Source organism: Bdellovibrionota bacterium (genome assembly GCA_035292885.1).
Classification (GTDB): Bacteria; Bdellovibrionota_G; JALEGL01; order JALEGL01; family DATDPG01; genus DATDPG01.
This window is the reverse complement of the sequence record DATDPG010000021.1, coordinates 19,230-40,715: the sequence shown is the minus strand read 5'-3', so window position 1 is coordinate 40,715 and position 21,486 is coordinate 19,230. Positions and strand designations below refer to the sequence as shown.

At 55.1% G+C, this 21,486-nt stretch carries 22 protein-coding genes and 1 pseudogene; 10 read left to right on the top strand and 13 right to left on the bottom strand.

Annotation, left to right across the window (positions count from 1 at the left end; translation table 11 throughout):
* Window positions 1-381: 381 nt before the first annotated feature.
* Window positions 382-2,004 (bottom strand): hypothetical protein, encoded by a 1,623-nt coding sequence (locus VI895_01900; GenBank protein HLG18553.1) that lies wholly within the window; start codon window positions 2,002-2,004, stop codon window positions 382-384.
* Between the two features lie 264 nt (window positions 2,005-2,268).
* Here VI895_01900 and VI895_01895 point away from each other — a divergent pair, with 264 nt between their 5' ends.
* The gene (locus tag VI895_01895) at window positions 2,269-2,709 is read left to right on the top strand and encodes a hypothetical protein (GenBank protein HLG18552.1); all 441 of its coding nucleotides are present in this window, start codon (window positions 2,269-2,271) and stop codon (window positions 2,707-2,709) included.
* Here the strand turns inward: VI895_01895 and VI895_01890 are convergent.
* Window positions 2,706-3,782: a hypothetical protein gene (locus VI895_01890; GenBank protein ID HLG18551.1), complete on the bottom strand. Its 1,077-nt coding sequence runs from the start codon at window positions 3,780-3,782 to the stop codon at window positions 2,706-2,708. The two genes, VI895_01895 and VI895_01890, sit on opposite strands and share 4 nt — an antisense overlap.
* Window positions 3,783-4,018: 236 nt before the next feature.
* Here VI895_01890 and queG point away from each other — a divergent pair, with 236 nt between their 5' ends.
* The 6 genes from queG to VI895_01860 all read left to right on the top strand — a co-directional run bounded on the left by queG (window position 4,019) and on the right by VI895_01860 (window position 9,151).
* The gene (gene queG, locus VI895_01885) at window positions 4,019-5,002 is read left to right on the top strand and encodes a tRNA epoxyqueuosine(34) reductase QueG (protein ID HLG18550.1); all 984 of its coding nucleotides are present in this window, start codon (window positions 4,019-4,021) and stop codon (window positions 5,000-5,002) included.
* A 99-nt stretch (window positions 5,003-5,101) separates the two neighbouring features.
* Window positions 5,102-5,521 carry a CBS domain-containing protein gene (locus tag VI895_01880; GenBank protein ID HLG18549.1) on the top strand — a complete coding sequence of 140 codons (420 nt, stop codon included), beginning with the start codon at window positions 5,102-5,104 and terminating at the stop codon, window positions 5,519-5,521.
* 8 nt (window positions 5,522-5,529) lie between these two features.
* Entirely contained in the window at window positions 5,530-7,410 is a 1,881-nt protein-coding gene (locus VI895_01875) for a 2-oxoacid:acceptor oxidoreductase subunit alpha (GenBank protein HLG18548.1), read from the top strand.
* Complete coding sequence (locus VI895_01870; protein HLG18547.1) at window positions 7,407-8,423, top strand: 2-oxoacid:ferredoxin oxidoreductase subunit beta; 1,017 nt, start codon at window positions 7,407-7,409, stop codon at window positions 8,421-8,423. The genes VI895_01875 and VI895_01870 overlap by 4 nt, the downstream gene beginning before the upstream one ends.
* Before the next feature lies 1 nt (window position 8,424).
* Complete coding sequence (locus VI895_01865) at window positions 8,425-8,922, top strand: CBS domain-containing protein (GenBank protein ID HLG18546.1); 498 nt, start codon at window positions 8,425-8,427, stop codon at window positions 8,920-8,922.
* A 10-nt stretch (window positions 8,923-8,932) separates the two neighbouring features.
* Entirely contained in the window at window positions 8,933-9,151 is a 219-nt protein-coding gene (locus tag VI895_01860; GenBank protein ID HLG18545.1) for a hypothetical protein, read from the top strand.
* A 15-nt stretch (window positions 9,152-9,166) separates the two neighbouring features.
* Here VI895_01860 and VI895_01855 read toward each other — a convergent pair whose 3' ends face one another.
* The 5 genes from VI895_01855 to VI895_01835 form a co-directional block, all read right to left on the bottom strand.
* Window positions 9,167-9,574 carry a HEPN domain-containing protein gene (locus tag VI895_01855; protein ID HLG18544.1) on the bottom strand — a complete coding sequence of 136 codons (408 nt, stop codon included), beginning with the start codon at window positions 9,572-9,574 and terminating at the stop codon, window positions 9,167-9,169.
* A complete protein-coding gene (locus VI895_01850) occupies window positions 9,571-10,143 on the bottom strand; it encodes a nucleotidyltransferase domain-containing protein (protein HLG18543.1) in 573 nt (190 codons plus the stop codon). The genes VI895_01855 and VI895_01850 overlap by 4 nt, the downstream gene beginning before the upstream one ends.
* Window positions 10,144-10,242: 99 nt before the next feature.
* A complete protein-coding gene (locus VI895_01845) occupies window positions 10,243-11,277 on the bottom strand; it encodes a xanthine dehydrogenase family protein subunit M (GenBank protein ID HLG18542.1) in 1,035 nt (344 codons plus the stop codon).
* Window positions 11,274-13,700, bottom strand: coding sequence for a molybdopterin cofactor-binding domain-containing protein (locus tag VI895_01840; protein HLG18541.1), 2,427 nt, complete (start codon window positions 13,698-13,700; stop codon window positions 11,274-11,276). Before VI895_01840 ends, VI895_01845 begins: the two co-directional genes overlap by 4 nt.
* Entirely contained in the window at window positions 13,697-14,203 is a 507-nt protein-coding gene (locus tag VI895_01835; protein HLG18540.1) for a (2Fe-2S)-binding protein, read from the bottom strand. Before VI895_01835 ends, VI895_01840 begins: the two co-directional genes overlap by 4 nt.
* A gap of 864 nt (window positions 14,204-15,067) precedes the next feature.
* On the opposite strand from VI895_01835, the gene VI895_01830 reads away from it, so the two are divergent.
* Entirely contained in the window at window positions 15,068-15,304 is a 237-nt protein-coding gene (locus VI895_01830) for a hypothetical protein (protein HLG18539.1), read from the top strand.
* 351 nt (window positions 15,305-15,655) lie between these two features.
* Here the strand turns inward: VI895_01830 and VI895_01825 are convergent, their stop codons facing one another.
* Both VI895_01825 and VI895_01820 read right to left on the bottom strand, forming a co-directional pair.
* Window positions 15,656-16,333, bottom strand: a complete 678-nt coding sequence (locus VI895_01825) for a nucleotidyltransferase family protein (GenBank protein HLG18538.1) — start codon at window positions 16,331-16,333, stop codon at window positions 15,656-15,658.
* Window positions 16,317-16,541 (bottom strand): hypothetical protein, encoded by a 225-nt coding sequence (locus tag VI895_01820; protein ID HLG18537.1) that lies wholly within the window; start codon window positions 16,539-16,541, stop codon window positions 16,317-16,319. Before VI895_01820 ends, VI895_01825 begins: the two co-directional genes overlap by 17 nt.
* A gap of 61 nt (window positions 16,542-16,602) precedes the next feature.
* Here VI895_01820 and VI895_01815 point away from each other — a divergent pair, with 61 nt between their 5' ends.
* The gene (locus tag VI895_01815; GenBank protein HLG18536.1) at window positions 16,603-17,247 is read left to right on the top strand and encodes a radical SAM protein; all 645 of its coding nucleotides are present in this window, start codon (window positions 16,603-16,605) and stop codon (window positions 17,245-17,247) included.
* On the opposite strand, the gene VI895_01810 is transcribed toward VI895_01815, so the two are convergent.
* From VI895_01810 to VI895_01800, 3 genes are read right to left on the bottom strand one after another with little or no spacing between them, the layout of a single operon-like run.
* Window positions 17,231-19,063, bottom strand: coding sequence for a response regulator (locus VI895_01810; GenBank protein ID HLG18535.1), 1,833 nt, complete (start codon window positions 19,061-19,063; stop codon window positions 17,231-17,233). The two genes, VI895_01815 and VI895_01810, sit on opposite strands and share 17 nt — an antisense overlap.
* Before the next feature lie 11 nt (window positions 19,064-19,074).
* Window positions 19,075-19,956: an isoaspartyl peptidase/L-asparaginase gene (locus VI895_01805; protein ID HLG18534.1), complete on the bottom strand. Its 882-nt coding sequence runs from the start codon at window positions 19,954-19,956 to the stop codon at window positions 19,075-19,077.
* Window position 19,957: 1 nt separating this feature from the next.
* A complete protein-coding gene (locus VI895_01800) occupies window positions 19,958-20,458 on the bottom strand; it encodes a flavin reductase family protein (protein HLG18533.1) in 501 nt (166 codons plus the stop codon).
* Between the two features lie 69 nt (window positions 20,459-20,527).
* On the opposite strand from VI895_01800, the gene VI895_01795 reads away from it, so the two are divergent.
* On the top strand, window positions 20,528-21,010 hold the full coding sequence (locus VI895_01795) for a tetratricopeptide repeat protein (protein HLG18532.1): 483 nt from the start codon (window positions 20,528-20,530) through the stop codon (window positions 21,008-21,010).
* Window positions 21,011-21,275: 265 nt separating this feature from the next.
* Here VI895_01795 and VI895_01790 read toward each other — a convergent pair.
* Window positions 21,276-21,482, bottom strand: a pseudogene (locus tag VI895_01790) (ferredoxin family protein).
* Window positions 21,483-21,486 lie beyond the last annotated feature (4 nt).

The window sequence follows — 21,486 nt, the reverse complement described above, 5'->3', positions numbered from 1 at the left end:
ATGTTACGCCTGCCACCAGACGGACTACTTAGCTACCGCCTCCCGCAGTCTTGACCATGTGGCGTTTGGTTTTGGAACGAATTGCCGCGACTGCCACCACCCCACGCGATGGAGGCCGGCCACGTTCCCGGGGCACAACAGTTGCTTCCCAATCACGCGCGGTCCGCACTCGAAATTTGCTTGTCTTGAATGCCATAGCTCACTGGCGGGTATCACCGTCTCAGGAGCCTGTTCAACCGGGACGTTTTTCTGCGGAAATTGCCATACGAGCGCGCATTCTCAATCGAAAATGGACGACAAACATAAAAGCGTGGCGGGATATCAATATAAGGATCAGAAATGTTATTCCTGCCACCACGCTAACAATTGAATTTATTGAATCTAAAGTCGGCCGGAGAATTCGAGACCGGCGATGACACCGAACGGTCCGCTGCCATCCCGAAGGTCGGCGTAAATGCGGCCGGAAAGCCACGAAAGCAGAGAGAGATCGAATGCCGAGTAGGCACCCCATTCGTCCGTAACTTGATCCGCTTCCGCTTCCTGGGAATACGAGGCGCGGCCCATCCAACGAAATTCCTTCGTAAATTCTTTTTGAGGGGAGAGATAGAACATTCTTCCACGCAGCCACCCAAATTCTTCCTGAACCCCGAGCGTAACCTGGCTTCTTGATCCCATCACGTTGGAAAAACGGCCTTCCGGCCCTGCATAATAACGATCGAGCGAATCCCCTCCTTTCTCACTCGCGTACCCACCCATCAGTCCCAGGGTCATCCACGAATAAAGATCGTATAAAATGGTCCCGTCTGTGTGCCGTGAGCCTTCAGCGACCGGCGCACCCACCTCGACGGTTTGCCGTTGCAAGAGACGGCCGTCCAACAATATACGGAGCGGATCGATCGGACGAAAGCCGATGTCGACCCGTAACGCATCGAATGTCGGTCCGCCAAGATCCCCGCCAGTTAGACCGGCCTTTGCGTCGACTCCAAAATCGACCCAGCGTTTCCATGAGGCGGTCCATAACGTTTGCAGTTCCACGCGATTGCCGAAATCGTCCGACTTCGCAAGACCGACACGAAAATCCTCTTTCACAAGGAGGTCCTTGGTCATGACGATATCCTGTTGATAGTAGGCGCCAGCGAGCCAAGGGTTCTTTTGTGGATAAAGCGTGGTGATATCGGGAAGTAATCCTCCGTAGATTCCCACTTCAGCTCCACGGTGAATCCGATATCCACTCTGGATCCCGTCAAACATGACTATTCCGGGTAGCGCGTACGGCCGCATCCGGCCGGCGGCGACACGGAACGGATCCGTCGTCGGTCGATGCTCGACCAACGCTTGCCACAAATAAAGCTGAACCGAATCGCCCGGGCGGAAGCGACGCGTATCCGGCCGTTGGCTCCAGAACCACGTGGACAGATCCACGGATGCGTCCCAGCCTTTGCCGAGAGAAGCGCTAAAGACCGAAATGTTCGCCTGCTCCCGTTGATAAGACGTTGAGCCGGTCGAATACCAGGTGTCGTGGCCTACCGACCCACTGACCGGGATCGGAACGAACTTTCCCGCCAGCACTTCCCTGTGGACGTACGTGATTTTTTGAAAAACCGCCGAACTGATTTGGTTTCTCCGCCGGATTTCCTCCGAGCTTTCGATGGGGAGCGTTGTGGAGCGTTCCACGGTTTCCGGAATGGGGACTTCCCCCCACCCCTGAAGGCGATCGCCAACACGAGGAAGAAAACCGACACACATAGCGGAACGGTCGGACACTTGGGACACACGGCACGGTGCGGGCGCGGCGCGACCCGAAAGGGCTCTCAACTCAACTCCCGTCACGACGCCGTCCAAGCTCCCGACATCGATATAGGCTTCATGAATCGTTACATAGACCACCCTTGCTTCGATGGCCTTTCGCGTCCTTTTGGGTGTGAAAATTGTCTTTTGGTCTTGAATATTCTCTTTCTGGCCGGAAATTAATGCCTTAGTCGGGACCCACGCTTCGAATTTCATACCTCCAAAATTCACCCTGATTCTGGACCAGGGGCCTCGAGTCTCGAGACGATCCACCATCTGGTTCTTCTGCAATCGTAGCAACACTTCGCTTTTGGAATTGGGTTCGGCGAATACCGGCAAATTGTTGACGGTGACGGTCCTCGGCTCCGTTCTCGCTGAATTTGGAAGAAAGAGTGCCAAAACCAAGAAAGAAAGTGGGAACGTCCGCATGGTGCCCATCAATTATTGCGACGGTTTCTCGGTTAGTCCATCATTGTTGACGTGAGAGTCACACTCTCTCGGGTCGTCTGCATTTTGCTGGTGAGCAGTTGTTCGGATTCGAACGACGGATCCACCCCCACTCCGACTCCGACACCCACCGAACCTGTGACTTTTTCCACGATCCAATCCGAAATCTTCACTCCATCTTGTACCCAGTCGACCTGCCACGATTCCTCCGCGGGTGGCGGGCTGGATCTTACGTCCGCAGCGGTTTCGTACGCTCAGTTGATCAATGTCCCGGCTCAGCAAGTAAATGCCGCGGCTCGTGGAAAGGTCCGTGTCGTTCCGGGAGATCCGGTCAACAGTTTTCTCGTTCAAAAGTTGGACTCTACTCTCGAGCCGGACGAGGGGGAGGTGATGCCGAGGAATACATCCGGTCTCGCGAATTCTAGGATCGATCAAATTCGAACCTGGATCAACGACAGCGCTCCAAACAATTAGGGCCTCCATCCGGTTTCGTGACAACCTGACTGAGTGCAGGTGGCGGCGACATTGTTATAGCTTTGGGTATGGCCGCTATTGTGGCAAGGGAGACAAGAGTAAACATTAAAATCGGTCGCTTCGAACGGTTTGCTTGCCTGGCTGCTGTTATGGCACTTCCGGCATTCTCGATTGTAGTGCTTGGGCGTGCTTCCGGGTTTGCTGGCGGAAGTTTTCTGAATTTCAAAAGGGAGATGGGTGCTTACTCGCGCGACGTTCGAATCGGGATGACAGTCGAGGCAATCCGGCGTCAAGAAAGCATAGTCTTTAACCGAAAGCAGGATATTCGGATTCACGTGTTGGAGGTCGGTTTCGGGCTTGCTATGTTCCGTCGAACCATCCGACATGTGGCAATCCACACATGCAACAACTTGACGATTCGCCGGATCGACGTGGCAGTTCGAACAACTCGCCACAACGTGCGTTGTTCCAGGCGCGATGGGAAAAATCAGAGCGTGATTGACTGTGGACGAGGCGTCGGCCGTGCCTTTTGGGTGGCATCCGTAGCAGGATGAGCCATCATACGAATAGCCCGATATCGCCGTATGATCTCCGTCCGTCGTTGCCTTTGGATGGCACACTTCGGTCGCGCATCCGAGAACCGATCGTTTGGTGGCATCCAAGTGACAGGTGGAGCAATCGATTCCCGCATGTATGGTACCCGCACTAATCGGAAAAAACGTTTCGTGGTTGATGGCCGCGGAGGTACCGTCGGGGTGGCAGCTGTAACAAGCATTGCTATCGTATGTGAATCCGGAAATCCCCGAGTGTTTGGACGTTGTCGAAAGCTGTTCATGCTCGTGGCAATCGATACATGAAAACTGTAAAAAAGTGTCAAAGTTCCCGTGGCAGTCGTTGCATGTCGTCGAAGCGTGGACGCTGGCCGCATTGACAGGGAATCGAGAATGGTTGTCGGTCGAAGCCGCACCATTCGTAAGTTCTGAGTCTCTGTTGGAAGAAGACGAGAGAGAACATCCCGAAAAAATCAGGCCGAGTCCGGCTATAAGAATCCGGCAATGTACTCGTTTAGTCATAATCCGAGTCGCCTTTACGTTCTCTTCATCTGGGTACCCCTGGTCCATCCGAAGGTTTTGGTTTCTTTTGCAAGAAACAGACAAGCTACTCGCATATAATATGCTTGAAATTATAGAGTATTCCACCCAGAAACCAGAGTTCCGTCCGCAAGAAGGTTTTAGGACTCCGCAACTTTTTCGCAAGCGTAATTGCCCTGGACTTGCTGAATGAATCCGGCCACGACATTCTCGTTCCCGTGAAACGCTCCGGGGCCGAAACTTTAAAGGAATACGGCCTTTCCATCGGCTTTGACCGCATTGGCATCACAACGGCGGACCCTCCCGCGGACTTTCGCCGTTACCTCGACTGGATAGAACGAGGCGGCGCAGGCGATCTTTGGTATCTGACCGAACCTTCCCGAGTCGAAAAACGGAGGGACCTTCAGCGAGTCCTGCCCGGCGTCCGGACCGTAATTGTCGGCGCCATTTCATATGCGCCGCAAAGCAACCACCAACCTACAAACGCCAAGTTCGCTCGTTATGCTTGGGGACTCGATTATCACAAGGTCGTTCTTGAAAAATTGGAACAGCTCGCCGCTTGGCTGTCAGAACAAGTCGATGCGCCGTTTCGATATCGGACGTACGTGGATACCGGGCCGATTCTCGAACGAAGCCTGGCCGAGCGGGCGGGAATCGGATGGATCGGCAAGAACACCTGCCTGATGAGTGAAGAGACCGGCTCTTATCTTTATTTGGGTGAACTTCTGTCGACGCTCGATCTTCCGACGGACGCGCCGGCGCTCAACCGGTGCGGGACGTGTACGCGTTGTCTGGACGCCTGTCCGACCCAAGCGTTGGAAGCGCCGTATCAACTTCGATCCGACCGCTGCATCTCCTACCAGACGGTCGAGAATCGAAACGGCGAGATTCCTGAACCGATCGCTCAGCGACTAAACGGCTGGGTTGCCGGCTGCGACATCTGCCAGGAGGTCTGCCCCTGGAATCACGAACCGTTTCCGATGCGATTGGAAGCCCTGCGTCCTCTGCCGCATCTCCGTCTTTCCCTTCAGGAACTTTGTACGCTGTCAGAAGACGATTTTCACAGACACTTTGACTCCACGAGTTTTCGAAGAATCGGCAGATCCGCCCTCGCCCGGAACGCAAAAGCGGCCCTTCGAGATTGCGGCTCATTTGCTGAAATGCGGAGCTCGGGCAGGCGGGATTGCGCTCCGGCACGGTGAGCGTATAGTTTTCGCCGAAAAAACGGGATTTCTACGACAAAAACACCGGAAAAACTGCTGCATAACTACCTGATTCGCCAACTGAATTTGGCGCCAGGGGTGGTGGCGCGGGAGGACGCACCCCTCGAAGAAGTGGTGGAATCGATGCGGAAGGAAAAGGTCGGTTCAGTGGTCGTCATCTCCCGAGGAAACGCCGCGAACAAGGTCGTTGGGATCTTTACGGAACGGGATCTATTGATTCGCGTGATGAATGAAGCGATCACCTGGAACGAACCGGTCCGGAAGTTTGCGACCTCCCCCGCAACACTCATGAAAGCCGACGAACCGCTTCGAAAAGCAATTTACGTCATGCGGAAGAAAAACATTCGACACATACCGATCTTCGAACAGGATGATTCGCTGCTCGGCGTGTTGTCGGTACGAAATATCATTCGACTCCTGGCGGAACATTTTCCCGCCGAAGTCATGAATCTTCCGCCCAGATTGAACCAAAAAATGCTGACCCCCGAAGGAGGATGAATCGAATTATGTCGGACCCAGGCCAAGCCAAGGACGTGAAGGCCGCACAGGCGCGTTCGTCGAAAAAGACGGTTACTCAAGAACTTGATTCCGTGACGATCCGATTCGCCGGTGATTCCGGCGACGGGATGCAAATCACGGGAACTCAGTTCACGCAGACCTCGGCGATCATCGGAAACGACATCGCCACGTTTCCGGATTTCCCCGCGGAAATCCGCGCACCCGCCGGTTCGCTCCCCGGTGTAAGCGGATTTCAGCTCAACTTTTCGAGCCATGATATTCGAACGCCGGGCGATCAGCCGAACGTCCTGGTCGCGATGAATCCGGCCGCACTCAAAGTTCATCTCCGCGATCTGGAGAAGGGCGGAATTTTGATCGTCAACACCGACAGCTTCACGGAACTAAATCTCAAAAAAGTGGGGTACGACAAGAACCCCATGGCGGATGAGTCGCTCTCCGGCTACCGGGTCTTTGAAATCCCGATGAACAAGCTGACCGAGGAGTCGCTCAAAGACTTGGGTCTCTCCAAAAAAGAACAGGACCGCTGTAAGAATTTTTTCGCACTCGGACTCATGTTCTGGCTCTACGATCGAACGATGGAGCCGACGCTGCGGTGGATCGACGACAAATTCTCCAAAGTTCCCGCGATCGCCGAAGCGAACCGCCGGGCATTGAAGGCGGGCTACTATTACGGCGAGACCGCCGAGGCCTTCGGCACGCATTACCGCGTTCCCGAGGCGCCATTGGCCCCCGGCCTTTATCGCCAAATTACGGGAAACGAAGCGACCGCGCTCGGAATGATTGCGGCCGCTCAGCTGTCGGGAAAGCCGATTTTTTACGGCAGCTATCCGATTACGCCGGCCAGCGACATCCTGCATGAACTCTCCAAACAGAAGCATTTCGACATCCGAACGTTTCAAGCGGAAGATGAAATCTCGGCGATCGGCGCCGCGATCGGTGCTTCGTTCGGCGGGCACCTCGGTGTGACCGGAACGAGCGGACCGGGCGTCGCTCTCAAGTCGGAAGCGATCGGCCTCGCCGTCATGACGGAACTTCCTTTGGTTATTATCAACGTTCAGCGAGGAGGACCCAGTACCGGCCTTCCGACGAAGACCGAACAGGCGGACCTTCTGCAAGCGTTGTACGGGCGGAACAGCGAATGCCCCGTTGCGGTCGTCGCTCCGGGAACTCCCGGCGAATGCTTTTCGTTCGTCACCGAGGCGTTTCGGATCGCCACCAAGTACATGACGCCGGTATTCTTTCTCTCGGACGGTTATCTCGCCAATGGCGCCGAGCCATGGAAAGTCCCCTCGGTTGAGTCGCTCAAGAAGTTTGAGATCAAACATCTGGTGGATGCGAAAAATTTCCAACCCTACCAACGGGATGAGAAGACCCTGGCACGGCCCTGGGTAGTGCCCGGGACAAAGGGGTTGGAACACCGGATCGGCGGCTTGGAAAAGCAGGACATCACCGGAAACGTCAGCTACGACCCGATCAACCACGACAAGATGGTCCGTCTACGGGCGGCCAAGATCGAGCGAATCGCACAGGACATTCCCGACATCGAAATCTACGGGAAGCCATCGGGAAAAGTATTGGTGGTCGGATGGGGCAGTACGTACGGCGCGATCACGACGGCCGTTGAGGCCCTTCAGCAAGAAGGGAAAGCGGTCTCCAGTATTCACATCCGTTATTTGAATCCAATGCCCAAGAACCTGGGCGAAGTCCTAAAGCGCTTCGAAAAGATACTCGTTCCCGAGCTGAACCTAGGGCAGTTGAAACTCGTGCTTCGACACAAATTCCTGGTCGATGCGATCGGACTGAACAAGGTCCAGGGACAGCCGTTTAAAATTGCGGAAGTGAAAGAGGCGGTGGAAAAACTAATATGACTGAACCTCTAAATTTGACCCGAGACGATTTCGTCTCCGATCAAGAAGTCCGATGGTGCCCCGGGTGCGGCGACTACGCTGTTTTGGCGTCGATCCAGCGTCTGATGCCGACGTTGAACATTCCGAAAGAAAACCACGTGTTCATCTCAGGGATCGGGTGTTCCAGCCGTTTCCCTTATTATATGAAGACGTACGGCTTCCACAGCATTCACGGGCGGGCGATGACTCTTGCCACGGGACTAAAAGTATCCCGGCCGGAATTAACGGTATGGGTGGTCACCGGAGACGGCGACGCACTTTCCATCGGCGGGAATCATTTCATCCATTGCCTGCGGAGAAACGTCGGCCTCAACATCCTTCTGTTCAACAACCGGATCTACGGCTTGACGAAAGGCCAGTATTCCCCCACCTCGGAGAAGGGGAAGAAGACCAAATCATCTCCGTACGGATCGATCGATTACCCCATCAACGCGCTTTCTCTGGCCCTGGCTGCCGAGGCTACGTTCATCGCGCGAACGATCGACGTCCATACCCAACATCTCACCGAGACGGTTCGCAGAGCGGCGGGCCACGAAGGGGTATCGTTCGTCGAGATTTACCAGAACTGCAATATTTTCAACGACGGCGCCTTCAAGAACCTCACCGAACGTGAATTTCGTGACGATCGGTTGTTGGCATTGGAGCATGGAAAGCCGATGCTTTTCGGAGCGGATCGGAAAAAAGGAATCCGCCTGAAGGACAACCGACCGGAAATTGTGACGATCGGGGAGAACGGCGTGACGGAAGCCGACATCCTCGTTCATGACGAACATGCCGAGAACCCGACGATCGCCTATATGCTGACGCGGATGGACTACCCGAATTATCCGGTGCCGATCGGCGTCGTGCGGAGCGTCCAAAAGCCGACGTACGAGGAAATGCTCCACGGCCAGATCGCAGAAGTGAAAACCATGAAGGGCAAGGGCGATCTCGGCAAGCTCCTCCGCGGTTCCGAAACCTGGGAGGTTAAGTAACATGCTCTGTTCCTTCTGCGGGTACGAGAATCTGGAGGGGGCCGATCATTGCGATGAATGCCAAGCCTCGCTCACGCATGAAGGGGGAATGCCGAACCCGACGGAGGGATGGCAGAAAAAGATCATGAAAGACACGATTCGGAAGGTCGGTGTCCGTGAACCTCTGATCACCAAACCGAGCGGCACGGTCAAGCAGGTCGTTCAGAAGATGAAAGAAACGGGGAACGGCTGCGTCTTGGTCATGGAGGACGGAAAACTGGCCGGCATCTTCACCGAGCGGGATCTTCTTCATAAATTGGGCCGCCCCGGTGTCGATCTATCGGATTATGCGGTCGAACAAATGATGACGGCTTCCCCGGAAGTGCTGAGCGAGGACGACACGATCGCATACGCATTGAACAAAATGGCGATGGGGAATTTTCGACATGTGCCGATTGAAAAATCGGACGGTTCGTTCTACACGCTTTCCGTCCACGATGTCTTGCGTTATGTCTTTTGAAGAGAACACCGTGAAGAAAAAATTGGGCTCTATATTTATGTTCGCACTTATCTCGGCCTGTCTCGAGATGCCGGCTCCGCCGTCCCGAGCGGAAGAGATGGGGCCATGCCAAAAAGACGCCGACACGCTTTGCAAGGGAGTCGAACCGGGCGGAGGCCGAATACTTCAATGTTTGAAAAAGCAGGAGACGCTTTCGGACTCCTGCAAAGTCGCGCTTAAAGGCGACTGATTCTACCGTTGCGGGTTACGTTGCGAAGGGGCGCAGTTTTTCCCAAATGAACCGTGCGTCTCCCAGCGCTCGCTCGGCGTCCGCCTTCTTATAGAACTCGCTCGGCGTTAGATCTTCCGATCCGTAAAACGCGAGTTCTCGATCTCGCCTCATCTGCCGTGAAATCTCGGCAAAGCGTTCAAGATGGGGTTGAACATCTTTAGAAAATCGCTGCCGATTTTCGAGAAGGATATCCCCCACGTCGTGAATTCTTGGAATCTCAATCCGTCCCGTTCGAAGGAGGGCTTTGAGCATCAGCTCCACGGCTTCCTGTGCCTCTCGAACAACATCGGCGAATGCGCCACGCGAAAAGAGGAGGTCCACCGCCGCCAAGCGATGCTCGGCCCGGATTAAATAATCTTTGGTGAGGGACCGGTTTTTCATTCGGTCCTCACCCAATACGGATGCCCGTGAGACCATTTCCGAAGGAGCTTTTGTTCCGCCATCTGTCCTCGAAGATCCATGAGCAGCTTTCCTGTCCTTTCGGAGCGGTCCCAAAGGACGACCCCTTCAAGAGCGGCTTCGAACCAGAGGCTTCCGACCTTTTGAACATCGAGGGGGAGGGCGGCAAAATGGGGAGATAACCGGCGATCTGAAGGTTGTGAAAAGGCATGTGCCCAACGGTGGTAGAGGTCGGAAGTTAAATTTTTCCCAGCCGATAACACGATGAGAAGATCAACGTCGGAAAGTGCTGACTCTTCTCTTCGGGCCGCCGAACCAAAGAGAACGATCGCTTCCAGATCGTCACCGAGCGAGTGGCGTATACGTCGTACGAGTTCATTATTAGGTTGATCGACTTCCGAAGCGTGCGTCGGAATCGAAGTTCCGCGTGCAATGATCCGGTTTAGTAGTCCATTCAGGGAGATTTCTTCCCGGCGGGAGGCGTCTCGAAGCTTGCCGTGGAGCTCCCCTGGGATTCGAAGAAGAATCCGTCCGTTTCTTTGAGCGGCCATGATTGATATCATGATATCACTTAGAAACTAGACTTACAATACCTTGATATGGGAGCGAAATTTTACGTCTAACGATAAGATTCAGTTCCAAGCGACCTTCTACGCGTGCGTAGGAAGCTCGGTGCGCATCGATCGATTCTTGATGTCACGAATATCGTCGCCGCGGAGTTCTTTAAATGCACCCGACACAAAGAAACGGACCATTTTCTTTCTCCAGGCCAATTCGAAATCGGTATTGTCCATCGGCTTAGAAGGTTTGAAGCACGATTCGGATACGGCGGCGATCGCATCATCCGTCAGTTTTTTCCCTCGAAGTATTTCTCCGGCCTCTTTCTGCCAAAGCGGGCTTGATGCCACCGAGCCGAGAACGATTCGAGCCTCCTCCACGATTCCTTTCGACACCTTGACCGCAGCGGCCACGGATAGAACTGGAAAATCGAACGATCCGCGTCGCCGGAGCTTCCAATACGTGCTCTTCCAGCCGCTGGAATCCGGAATCGACACATTGGCAAGAAGCTCGCCCGGCTTTCTCGTCAAATAGCTCATACCATCATCCGCGTAGAACTGATCCAGATCGATCGTCCGTTCCCCTTGTCTCGAGACCAGCGTGACTTTCGCGCGCAAAGTGATGAGTGCGGGCGCCGTGTCGGTGGACGAAACGGCCCAGCAGCGGGGACTGGAGGGTGCGACCCAACAGATCTTTCCGTCTTTTTTCATACAAAAGTCGATCGCTTTCCTCCATTCGTATCCTTGATCGTAATAATTACAGCGCGTGTCCAGGCAAAGATTGCCCCCCAGCGTCCCCATGTTCCGAAGTTGGGGTGTAGAGACCTGAACCGCTGATTTGTAAAGCGCTCCATAAGCTTCTCGAACGCCATGGTTGTCAACCACATCGGTCAAACTCAGCATCGGCCCGAGCTGAATTCCGCTCCGATCCACCTTGGTTCGAAAGAGCGATTCAATTCCGCGTAACCCGACGACTACTTTGGGTGTCTGCTGCCGCCGCTTCATGTTGGGAAAGAGATCGGTCCCGCCCGCCAGAGGCATCGCGTCGGGACCTTCGCTCTGAAGAATATGCGCAGCTTCTTCGATGGTTTTCGGACCAACGTACCGAAATTTCGGAAGGCGCATCATTTTCGTTTCTCCTGCCCCACGGCCCGGCCGTCTCCGCCCTCCCAGGGAAGCGTCACATGTAACGGTTTCGGCCACGGTACCGACGGAATCGATTTTGGCCCGTAGCGCCCTGCGTTTCCCTTCGCCTTCTGTTCGAGAGCTTTAAGAATCTTTTCCGGTGTGACCGGGATTTCATCGATTCGCACACCGACAGCGTCATACACGGCGTTCGCCACGGCCGGTGGCACGGGAAGGAGCGGCCCCTGGCCCACTTCCTTGGCGCCGAAGGGCCCCCGGCTGTCTCCCTCTTCAATCAAATACGTCACCACCTCCGGCATTTCGTAAAACGTCGGGCTTTTGTATTCCAGCATCGAAGGGTTCTTATGTACGAGTGCCTTGGAAAGATGGTTGGGCAGACGCCTGAACACCTGTTCTTCCATCAACGCCTCACCTAGCCCCATGTATACGCTGCCTTCAACTTGACCACGGGCCAACGTGGGATTGATCGATTGGCCGATATCGTGAGCGATCCATACTTTAGGGATATGAATCCAACCGGAATCGACATCGACTTCCACATCCACGACGCAAGCACTATACGAATACGTGGGGGACGGCCCCACTCCCGCTCCCTTATATTTGGCGGCAGAATCGGGCGGACGATACGAACCGACCGTCCCGATCGTCCCGAATTTCGATTCCGCCAAAATCACCGCTTCGGCGAAATCCACGCCGCTTTCCGGACGTTCGAGATCGAATACGCGCCGCTTTTCGAAATGAAGACGCGAAAGCGGGACATTCAGTTTTTCCGATACGGCTTGCGCTAGCATTTCCCGGGCACGGTCCGCGGCCTGAATCGCGGCATTTCCCATCATCAGTGTCACGCGGCTCGAATAGGAACCGAGATCCACCGGCGTCAGGTCGGTATCTCCCGTGACGAGACGGATGTCGTACGGATCCACGCCCAGGACTTCGGCCACGCACGCGGCCAGAACGTCGTCCGAACCTTGTCCGATCTCCGTCGCTCCGCACAATGCCGTCACTCCGCCCCCGCGATCCAATTTGAGCTGGACGCCCGAATGCGGCATCGCGTTCCAATAGATCGGGAGCCCGGCGCCGCTCAAATACGAGGAGCAGGCGAGCCCGAGTCCCCTCCCCTTCGGCAATTTTCGAAATTTCTCTTTCCAACGAGAACCTTCGACCACCTTTTCGATACAACTTTTAAGACCGATCGTATTCACATAAAGATAGTTCGCCGTCAGCGAATCCGGTTCCACCAGTTGGCGAAGGCGAAGTTCGGCCGGGTCCATTTTCAGTGCCTCAGCGATCTTGTCGATTTGAACTTCTTGTCCGAACCTCGGTTGCGGTGTGCCGTGACCTCTCTTCGGACCACACGGCGGCTTGTTCGTAAACACGCGACACCCTTCGAATTGATACCTCGGGATTTTATACGTCACGGTTTGGAGAGCCCCGGTGTAAAACGTGCTCGCCACGCCGTAGGAGCCGTACGCACCCCCGTCGATCACCGTTCGAAGCTTCATCGCCGTAATCGAACCATCCTTTTTGACGCCCGTTTTAAATTGCATGAGGACCGGATGGCGCCCCCGGTGGCAATAGAACACTTCCTCGCGGGTCAGGCAGATCTTCACCGGTCGGCCGGTCAAGAGCGCGGCTTTGGCGACGACAATTTCATGATTGAACGGGTCGCTCTTTCCCCCGAATCCGCCGCCGTTGGGCGTCGCGATGACGCGAATATGGGCAGCCGGCATAGCCAACGCCTTCGCAAGAGCGCGATGGACGTAATGAGGCGTCTGCGTGCTCGACCAGACGACCAGTTTTCCGTCCGGATCGAGGGCAGCAACCGAAGCGTGCTGTTCGATCGCGAGATGCGTGTTCCCTTCATAGAAAAAACAGTCCTCGAACAGGTGATCCGCTTCTTCAAATCCCTTGTCGACGTCGCCGAATTGAAGCGAGACCAATTTATGGATGTTTCCTTCGTCACCGTAGTCATGAATGCGCGGTTCCGGATGAGACAAGGCATCCTCCGGATCCGATATCGTCATGAGCGGTTCGTATTCCACCCTGATGCGATCCAGAGCTTCCGTGGCCGTGTCTTCATCGAGAGCGATCGCCGCGGCTACAGGATCGCCGACAAAACGGACCCTCTCCCGGCAAAGGGCATGTTCGTCCTGGCTCACCGGCAGGATGCCGTACGCGATCGGAAAATCCTCGCCCGTCAGGACGAGTTTGACGCCGTCGACCTTTTTGGCATTAGAAACATCGATATACACGATACGACCGTGAGGAACTTCGGAACGTAAAAGCCGGCAATAAAGCATCCGGGGAAGAAAGATGTCGTCGGCGAATCGGGTCTGGCCCGTCACTTTCGCGCGCGCGTCGACGCGCCGGCGGGCCCGGCCGATGATTTTAAACTTGTTTTTCATCGCTTTTGGGCGATTTTCTGGACGGCCGCCTGCACGGCTTCAAGAATCTGCAAGTACCCCGTACAACGACAGAGATTTCCCGATAACGCTTCCCGAATGTCTCCCGGCGAGGGATGAGAATTCTTGTCCAGCAGTGCCTTGGCCGTGCAGAGAATTCCGGGCGTGCAATATCCGCATTGGGCCGCCCCAAGATCGGCAAAGGCTTCCTGCAGAGGATGCAGGTTTGCGTCTGCGGCCAATCCTTCGACGGTCGTAATTTCTTTGTCCTGAAATTCCAAAGCCAGGGCGAGACAAGAGAGGATAGATTTACCATCGACGAGTACGGCACAAGCACCGCATTCGCCCAATTCACATCCATGTTTCGTACCTGTGAGCCCAAGATCCTCGCGCAGGAGTTCCAGGAGCGTCTTGTGGGGCGCAAACGCGATTTCCGCCCGTTCTCCATTGACGTTGAACATGCCGTGGACGCGCTCGCGCACCTTGCTCGTAGCTTTGAAAGACATCGGGGGCCCGTAAATTCACACGCCGTTCGATTGACGTCAAATTCAATTTCGGCGGATTTTTTTCAGTAAATTTTCCCAACCATTCCTACGTCTATTGAAAACCAGCGCTGCCTCCCTTGCTCCGCTGAGAGATCTCTACTGAACGTCGGGAATTTCTTATCGTTCAATGGTTCCCTGAAGACCGTACGGCTCGTCCCTTAACAATCACCGCTTGAAAGCTTACTTCGATGCTGTCTCGAAATCATACGGGTCCCCTGGCGGTTCAATGCACCATCGCCTCTGATCCATCACAAAACGATTTTTCGAACGGACCTCTAAGTCGTTGAAAATACAAGACTCGAAAAAAAACCGAACGGGAACAAATCGAGTCGTTGACCCGGTGAGGTGACATGAATATGGTCCGCCTCGACAGGCGAGAGATCGCCGGAAGAGGGGCCGGAAACAGGCCACTATCTCCCGAAAGGAGAGAAGGGGCTGGCCGCTAAGAGGAGATGCTGAGGGATTGAAAGATTCTTCGGTCCTCCGAGGTGAAAAAATAGTCCGCGGCGAGTTACCTTTTCGAAGAGATGGCGGTGACAGTCGGCCGAAAAGGCCAGGCAGGTCGGCGCCCCGTAAGGGGAAAGCCAATCTTCGTGGTACGTAAACCCCTGAGATCCACGAATCTCTCCACTGCGAGGTGGAGAGAGAATAAGGATGCGAGGGGAGTTCAGAGAGGGAGATGATCTTTGAACCGTCCGCGGAGAGAGAGCACCTGGAAGGCTGCAAAGCCCAAGAGAGCATACGATCCCGACCTGGACTAACCCTCCGGGTAGCAACAAGGGGTTCGGCTTTTTGGGTGGGATGAACGCGCTGAAGCGCCGATGCGTGGCCGACGAGGTTATGCAGAAAAGCGCAAGAGCGAATAGAGATGACGGAAACGTCGTTTCGACCACCAAGAGAGGGGTTAAAGCTCTGAAGGGCGAAACCCACGAGCGTTGGGAGCTGAAAGAGGCTTCCAAGGATGGAGAGACAAAGTCCGCTGTGAGGGTAGCCAAACCCTGCGAGCGGGGCTTCCTGCGGGAAGGGCAAAACCTGCAGGACGTCTTCTCAAAAGGAAGATGAACAAAAGAGCTTCTTCATCCGGATATGCTGTAGGGTCAAAAAGCTTATGCGAGGTGCTTCCGAAGGCGGATCACGGTCGACGTGGGACGTCGGTAGAAAAGCAGCGAGCGTAGGGGTAAAACGCCGAGGTGGCGTCGAAGCGCAGAAGAGGACAAACTGAAGCTGAGCGATAAGGCTTCAGGCCGGCTTCTGGTTGAGTGCCCTAGGGCTCAGGGAAACCGAAGAGCGTAAGGGTTGGAAGCAAGCCATAAGCTTCCTAGACCGGCAGTCGTTAAATCTCTATAGCGCACGAAAACCACGAGGGCGGAAGATGGGGCCTGGCAACAGGACTTTATCGACCTTACGTGTAGCTCACTCCTCGAAAAGCGAAACCTCTTTACGTGCGTTCTGTCGCTTGTCGCTTTTTTTTTGCCCATATATCCGCTGCAACCCTCGGTAACCCTCTTCCGTATCGAATTCCAGAGTCGCGCCGGCGTCCTCTACCTTCAAATCCACGCACCGACCGGGCTTGAAAAATACGTCTCGTGCCGATTTTTCTCGGGGATCCAGTCGAAGCAATTCATCGAAGAATAACCGGGGAAAAAGCGCCGGATGCCCCCCCTTTCTACCCACCACCGGTCGATAAACTTTGGAGGGGTCCGATTTATAGCTGCGAATCAATTGCTTGATCGTCTCTTCCGGTACGAGCGGGTGATCGACCAGAAACATCGCGACCGCCTGTACAGACGAAGAAAGAGCGCGCAGACCGGCCTGCAGCGACGAAAGCTGACCCCACTTCCACTCGTCATTCACGACGGCGCGCACGCCCAAAGATCGACATTCCTCCCGAATGTCTTCCGCATGATGCCCGACGATCACAAAAAGAGGATCGAGTTTCGCGGCTCGAGCCGCGCCAACCAAAAGAGATAGCGCCGTTTGGGAGCCGAATTGCGCAAGGGCTTTAGGGCGACCGAACCGCTTGGATTCGCCGGCGGCCAGAATCAATCCGGCGATGATCGGTCGAAACCGCTTTTTACGTACGCCGGCCACCCTTGGCGGAAGCGATCAGTTCAAGCTCCTCGCTGATGACCGTTTGGTCCTTTCGCATCGCTTGGATTTCGCCTTCAATCAAACGGATCTTCCGATGTACGAGCGATATCGCGTAGAGGATGGTCAGAACCGAAATCGCCAGAGAGACCAAGAAGATAACGTCCCCCACTTCCCACTGCTCGGAAAGGGAGGCAAAGAAACTCGGCACCAAATTAGCATACCTCCTATTGTCAAGTACGGCCATTTCAGGATATCGAGCAAAACTCCGCATGCCTACCGAGCTGACCATTAACGAGATCTATTCGTCGATTCAGGGGGAATCCACGTGGGCAGGGCTTCCCTGCGTCTTCGTCCGCCTCACCGGATGCGATCTTCGATGCACGTACTGCGATACGGAGTACGCGTTCTACCAAGGGAAAAGCATGTCGCTGGAGGAAATCCTCCGGACAGTAAATAAATGCGGGACGCCGCTGGTCGAGATTACGGGAGGAGAACCGCTGCTTCAGAAGAACGTCCACGTCCTACTCAAACAGCTCGCAGACGAGGGGAAGACCGTTTTGCTGGAAACGTCCGGGGCGCATGACATATCTCGATGCGATCCCCGCGTGATTCGTATCGTCGATATAAAATGCCCATCGAGTCGAATGGCCCGGCACAACCGCTGGGAAAACATCGAGCACCTTCGATCCAAAGATGAGGTGAAATTCGTGATCGGAAATCGGGAGGACTTCGATTGGTCCGTGGAGGTCGTGCAACGATATGAGCTCACCCGTCGTTGCCCCGTTCTTTTTTCCGCCGTATCGGAGGTACTTCCCCTCGTTACACTGGCGGAGTGGGTGCGAAGTTGCGGACTAGCGGTGCGGCTGCAGCCCCAGCTTCATAAAATCCTCTGGGGAACTAGCGTTTCCATTTAATAAAGCTCGTTTCTTTTTCCTTTTCCATTCGGCGTTCGATCAGACGCAGCTCGGACGCCGCTTCCAAGAAATTCGGCTTCACGGCGAGCGTTTTTCGGAATGCCGCCAGCGCTTTTTCGTAGTTCTTTTCCAGCGCGAAGATTCGCCCCACGAGGTAGTGCGTTTCCGCATCGTTGGGAGATAGCTGCGTGCCTCGGATCATCGCTTTCTTGGCCCTCTCCTTTTCCGTGTTGTCCACGGTTTCACCGGCTGCCGCTGCGCGGAGCACGCTATACCCCAAATACGTGCACGGAAGTCCCTCGTCGGGGAAAAAATTCACGGCGTCGGTGAACACTTGGCGAGCGCGCTTAAAATCCTTCTTCTCCAGATACTTCTTCCCGATGTCGATCAATTCGCGGGGAGCAAAACTGTCTCGTCCTTCAGGGGGAAGTTTTTCTCCTTTTTCGTACAACCGTATGAAATAGTCACGACGCCCTTGCGCCGTTGCAATCGCAGCATAGGCCTCGCGCAACTCGCGCGTCCGGGCCGACCGAGCGGGGTCGTCTCCAACCTCGTTGACTTTGGCCTCAAAGGCCCTGCGGACTTCCTCATCGGATGCTTCCGCGGAGATGCCCAGCAGTTCAAACGGCGTGGACGGACGAGGTTCGGCTGCGGGGGGGTGCTCAACCTTCGTCGCCCCCCCTTCAAACTCGATCATTCCGAGCATGAAAAACGTGTAGACCAAATGGTAAACGTCCAGATCCCGAGCCAGCCGCGCCTGGAGAATTTGTTTTACCGTCTTTCCGTGGCGAAGTTGTTGGACAATCTTGGTATCCCAGGTCGCCAATTTAAATTCATCGGTTTGATAAGGGGTCCCTTTTGGAATCTTAGCGGCTCGGTCGAGACAGCCCGCCAATTCCTGTTGGAGGCCGGCGAGACTGTAATGCTCCTTGACTCCCCGTAGACAGAGCTGAGGCACGGAAAGATCGACCGGCGTTAATTCCTTTCGAAAGACACGCCCCGGTACATACAAGTACGTCCCCTCTCGCCAAGCAAAAATCTCACAGAATTTTTCACGGGCCTGTTGCTTAAGGGTCTCCTCCAGTTCAAACGGCTCCAACAAACCCATCTGAATCAGCGTTTCACCCTGACGCTTCTTCATCTTGGACATCATCTCGATGGATCGCTGGCACTCTTCTGTCGTCAAACGCCCCTTTTTGACCAAGAGTTGCCCCAGGCACTCGCGCTCGAGATTCGAAACGACGAGTTTCGGTTCGCCATTTTCAAACGTGACCAGTTTTTTCGTTGAGCCCTGTTCCAGACGGAGGGTGCCGGTATCGTGCGACGTGTGAAGAACAAATACAATTCGGATGAACGGGACATCTTGAATCGAACCCTTGTGATCGAAAGGCCGGGATCTAAGTTCTTGGACGGTTTTTGCCGGCTGTAGCGCCGATTTTGCGTCGAGTGCTCGGACCCGTTCCGCCAAGACTTCCGGCCTAAACGGCTTCGCCAACACATCACCGATGCCCGCTTCTCGAAGCTGAGGACGAAATTTCACCCCGCTGTAAACAGCGGACACCATCAGGATACCGACGTTTACGCCGGCGGGTGTGGATCGAATGGCTTTGGCGAGGTCCACGCCGTTCAATTTGGGAATGAGCCCCTCCAATACTACGACCCGCGGAGAAAGCTCCTGAAACTTCTTAAGCCCCTCTTCGCCGTCACGGGCCACGGCCACCCGGAAACCTTCCGTCGTCAAAATCGTATGCATCGCTTGAGCGAGCGTCGCATCCGAATCGACTACCAGTACCTCGATGTTTTCAGGCGACGACATTTCTCCGGTCCCTACGGATAAATCTCAATCCTCTTCGGAGTGTGAATTGCGTGCAAAACACATTGGGTCGTCGCATCCACGGCGACGTGTCCATGCCAGTCCACGCCGATAGCGGCGCCTCGTCCCTTCATGGCTCGGAGCTCGCGAAATGTCTTTTGAAACGCTGCGGTAAGCGTGCGGCCGTCGTCCACACGGGTCACGATACGCGCGGCGAGCGCCGCCTCGACGATCTCCTCGCCGACGCCCGTGGTCGAAACCGCCGCTTTTCTCGAGGCATAGTTTCCCGCCACGGTGGCGGAATCGCTGACACGGCCCACGACCTCCATTCCCTTTCCACCGGTCGAAGTGGCCGCGGCAACATGGCCCCGGCGGTCGACGGCTACAGCCCCCACGGTTCCGAATCGTTCCTCGGAAGTGAAGTGCCGTCCTTCGACACTTGATCTCCACTCTTTCAATGTCTTCTCCGTCGCCGGATTGTACGCGCCGAATTTCCGCGTGCGGGCATATTTCCGCGCTCCTTCGGCGCATAGGACTCGATCTTGCTCTTTCAGAAGCGCGCGAGCCACCAGGATCGGATTTTTCACTTTTTCCACATTGATCACGCCCGAACACTTGCGGCTCTCCCCGTCGCTGATCCCGGCCGTCAGACGCGCTACGCCATCACGCTGTAACGCGCCTCCGGTCCCGGCGTTGAACTGCGGATCGTCCTCAAGTTGCGTCACGGCCCAGACCACACAATCGAGGGCGCTCTGGGTCCGAAGACGATGGAACGTTTCCGTAACGATTCGATGGAGTGATTCTCGCACCCTTTCTTCGCGAAGGACCAAAGCTAGCTTCCTGCCCGCTCCCCCGTGAATCACCAGGGCCGGCAAATTCGAACCTCGCCCGGGCATCTTAATATCCAAATCCGTTCTTCCGAATATGCACCCAAGCTTCTCCGTCGTTCAGGATACGGCCCGACTCAATATCGGCGATGATCAGTCGATGATCGCCACATTCCACATGATCTCGAACCCTGCATTCGAGCACCGCCAGGGCGTCGATCAAAATCGGAATGCCCGACGCGCCCTCCTTCACGTTCAGGCCCTTAAAGGGCTTTTCCCCCACTGGAACGCCCTTTACGAAGCGTTGATAAAGATCGCGATTGTCCTTCGAGAGGACGTGAACGGCAAAATGCGCCTTTCGGCCGAGGAAGGATCCGATTGAACGATTCTTGTGAACGGCCACCGTCAACGTCGGCGGCTGGAAAGACGCCTGTTGAACCCATGACGCCAGCAGGACGGACTCCTCCGGCCCTATTTTAGTCGTCACAACAAAGATACCGCTTGCGACTTTACCCAGCGCCGCTGCGAGCTCTGCGTCATGTCCGGCCACGCGGAGCTTATACCATGTCATGCGCCACGTGGCGAGCGAGCTTCTCGCCCTTTACACCTTTCCCATGCGTTGATACACAGCTCACCATCCGTGAGCGAAGCTCGAAAGGTCGATGCCCGTACGCTCTTTGCCAAGGCGTACGAATACCAGATGCAGGGACAGCTGGATGAAGCGGTCGCCATGTACAAACGTTCGATCGAACTCGACCCCACTGCAGAAGCGCACACGTTTTTAGGCTGGGCTTACAGTTTTTTGGGACGATACGAGGAAGCGATCGCGGAGTGCAAGCGGGCCATTGCGATCGATCCTGAATTTGGAAACCCGTGGAACGACATCGGCGCGTACCTCATTGAAATGGGAAGGGACGACGAGGCGATTCCCTATTTGGAGCGCGCCACACAAGCGCGACGATACGAAAGCCCCTGTTTTCCACACTTCAATCTCAGCCGCATTTACACCAAGAAGGGAATGCTTCACAAAGCAGGGGACGAGCTGAAGAAAGCATTGGTCGCCAACCCTGAATATACGGTCGCGCAAGAAGCCCTAGATAACCTCGAAACCCAGCTTCAATAATTAGAACCGGTCTCATAAATGGATTCGTCGCGAGACCGGGCGAAAAGCCCGTGATCAAGGCCGCAGGGTCAAAATGCCCGGAAGCGTACTTGAATAGGTACGTTGAGGACGTTTTGACCCGAGAACAAAGAGCACGGGCTTTGCAGCCGGTCGCAGCAGAAAACATTTATGAGACCGGTTCTACTTATTCAAATAGCGAAGGAACGGTGTTCTCTCGAAGAAACTATCCCGGGGACTTAAAATAATTCTTGTTCTTCGCGATGTCGTCTTTCCACTTATCGGGGACTTCTTCTTCGATAAAGATCGCGGTGACGGGACAAACCGGCTCGCATGCGCCGCAGTCGATACATTCATCCGGGTTGATGTAGAGCTGTTTGTCCTCTTCTTTCCCTTTGATGCAATCGACCGGGCAGACTTCCACGCACGCCTTGTCTTTCACGCCCACGCAGGGCTGGCAGATGATGTACGCCATAGAC

Excerpts from the sequence above, each read along its gene's own strand:
- VI895_01900 (HLG18553.1), bottom strand. The coding sequence starts at position 2,004 with ATGAAATTCGAAGCGTGGGTCCCGACTAAGGCATTAATTTCCGGCCAG.
- VI895_01810 (HLG18535.1), bottom strand. The coding sequence starts at position 19,063 with ATGTCGTCGCCTGAAAACATCGAGGTACTGGTAGTCGATTCGGATGCG.
- VI895_01875 (HLG18548.1), top strand. The coding sequence starts at position 5,530 with ATGTCGGACCCAGGCCAAGCCAAGGACGTGAAGGCCGCACAGGCGCGT.
- VI895_01865 (HLG18546.1), top strand. The coding sequence starts at position 8,425 with ATGCTCTGTTCCTTCTGCGGGTACGAGAATCTGGAGGGGGCCGATCAT.
- VI895_01800 (HLG18533.1), bottom strand. The coding sequence starts at position 20,458 with ATGACATGGTATAAGCTCCGCGTGGCCGGACATGACGCAGAGCTCGCA.
- VI895_01850 (HLG18543.1), bottom strand. The coding sequence starts at position 10,143 with ATGGCCGCTCAAAGAAACGGACGGATTCTTCTTCGAATCCCAGGGGAG.
- VI895_01845 (HLG18542.1), bottom strand. The coding sequence starts at position 11,277 with ATGATGCGCCTTCCGAAATTTCGGTACGTTGGTCCGAAAACCATCGAA.
- VI895_01855 (HLG18544.1), bottom strand. The coding sequence starts at position 9,574 with ATGAAAAACCGGTCCCTCACCAAAGATTATTTAATCCGGGCCGAGCAT.
- VI895_01805 (HLG18534.1), bottom strand. The coding sequence starts at position 19,956 with ATGCCCGGGCGAGGTTCGAATTTGCCGGCCCTGGTGATTCACGGGGGA.
- VI895_01890 (HLG18551.1), bottom strand. The coding sequence starts at position 3,782 with ATGACTAAACGAGTACATTGCCGGATTCTTATAGCCGGACTCGGCCTG.
- VI895_01870 (HLG18547.1), top strand. The coding sequence starts at position 7,407 with ATGACTGAACCTCTAAATTTGACCCGAGACGATTTCGTCTCCGATCAA.
- VI895_01840 (HLG18541.1), bottom strand. The coding sequence starts at position 13,700 with ATGAAAAACAAGTTTAAAATCATCGGCCGGGCCCGCCGGCGCGTCGAC.
- VI895_01815 (HLG18536.1), top strand. The coding sequence starts at position 16,603 with ATGCCTACCGAGCTGACCATTAACGAGATCTATTCGTCGATTCAGGGG.
- VI895_01835 (HLG18540.1), bottom strand. The coding sequence starts at position 14,203 with ATGTCTTTCAAAGCTACGAGCAAGGTGCGCGAGCGCGTCCACGGCATG.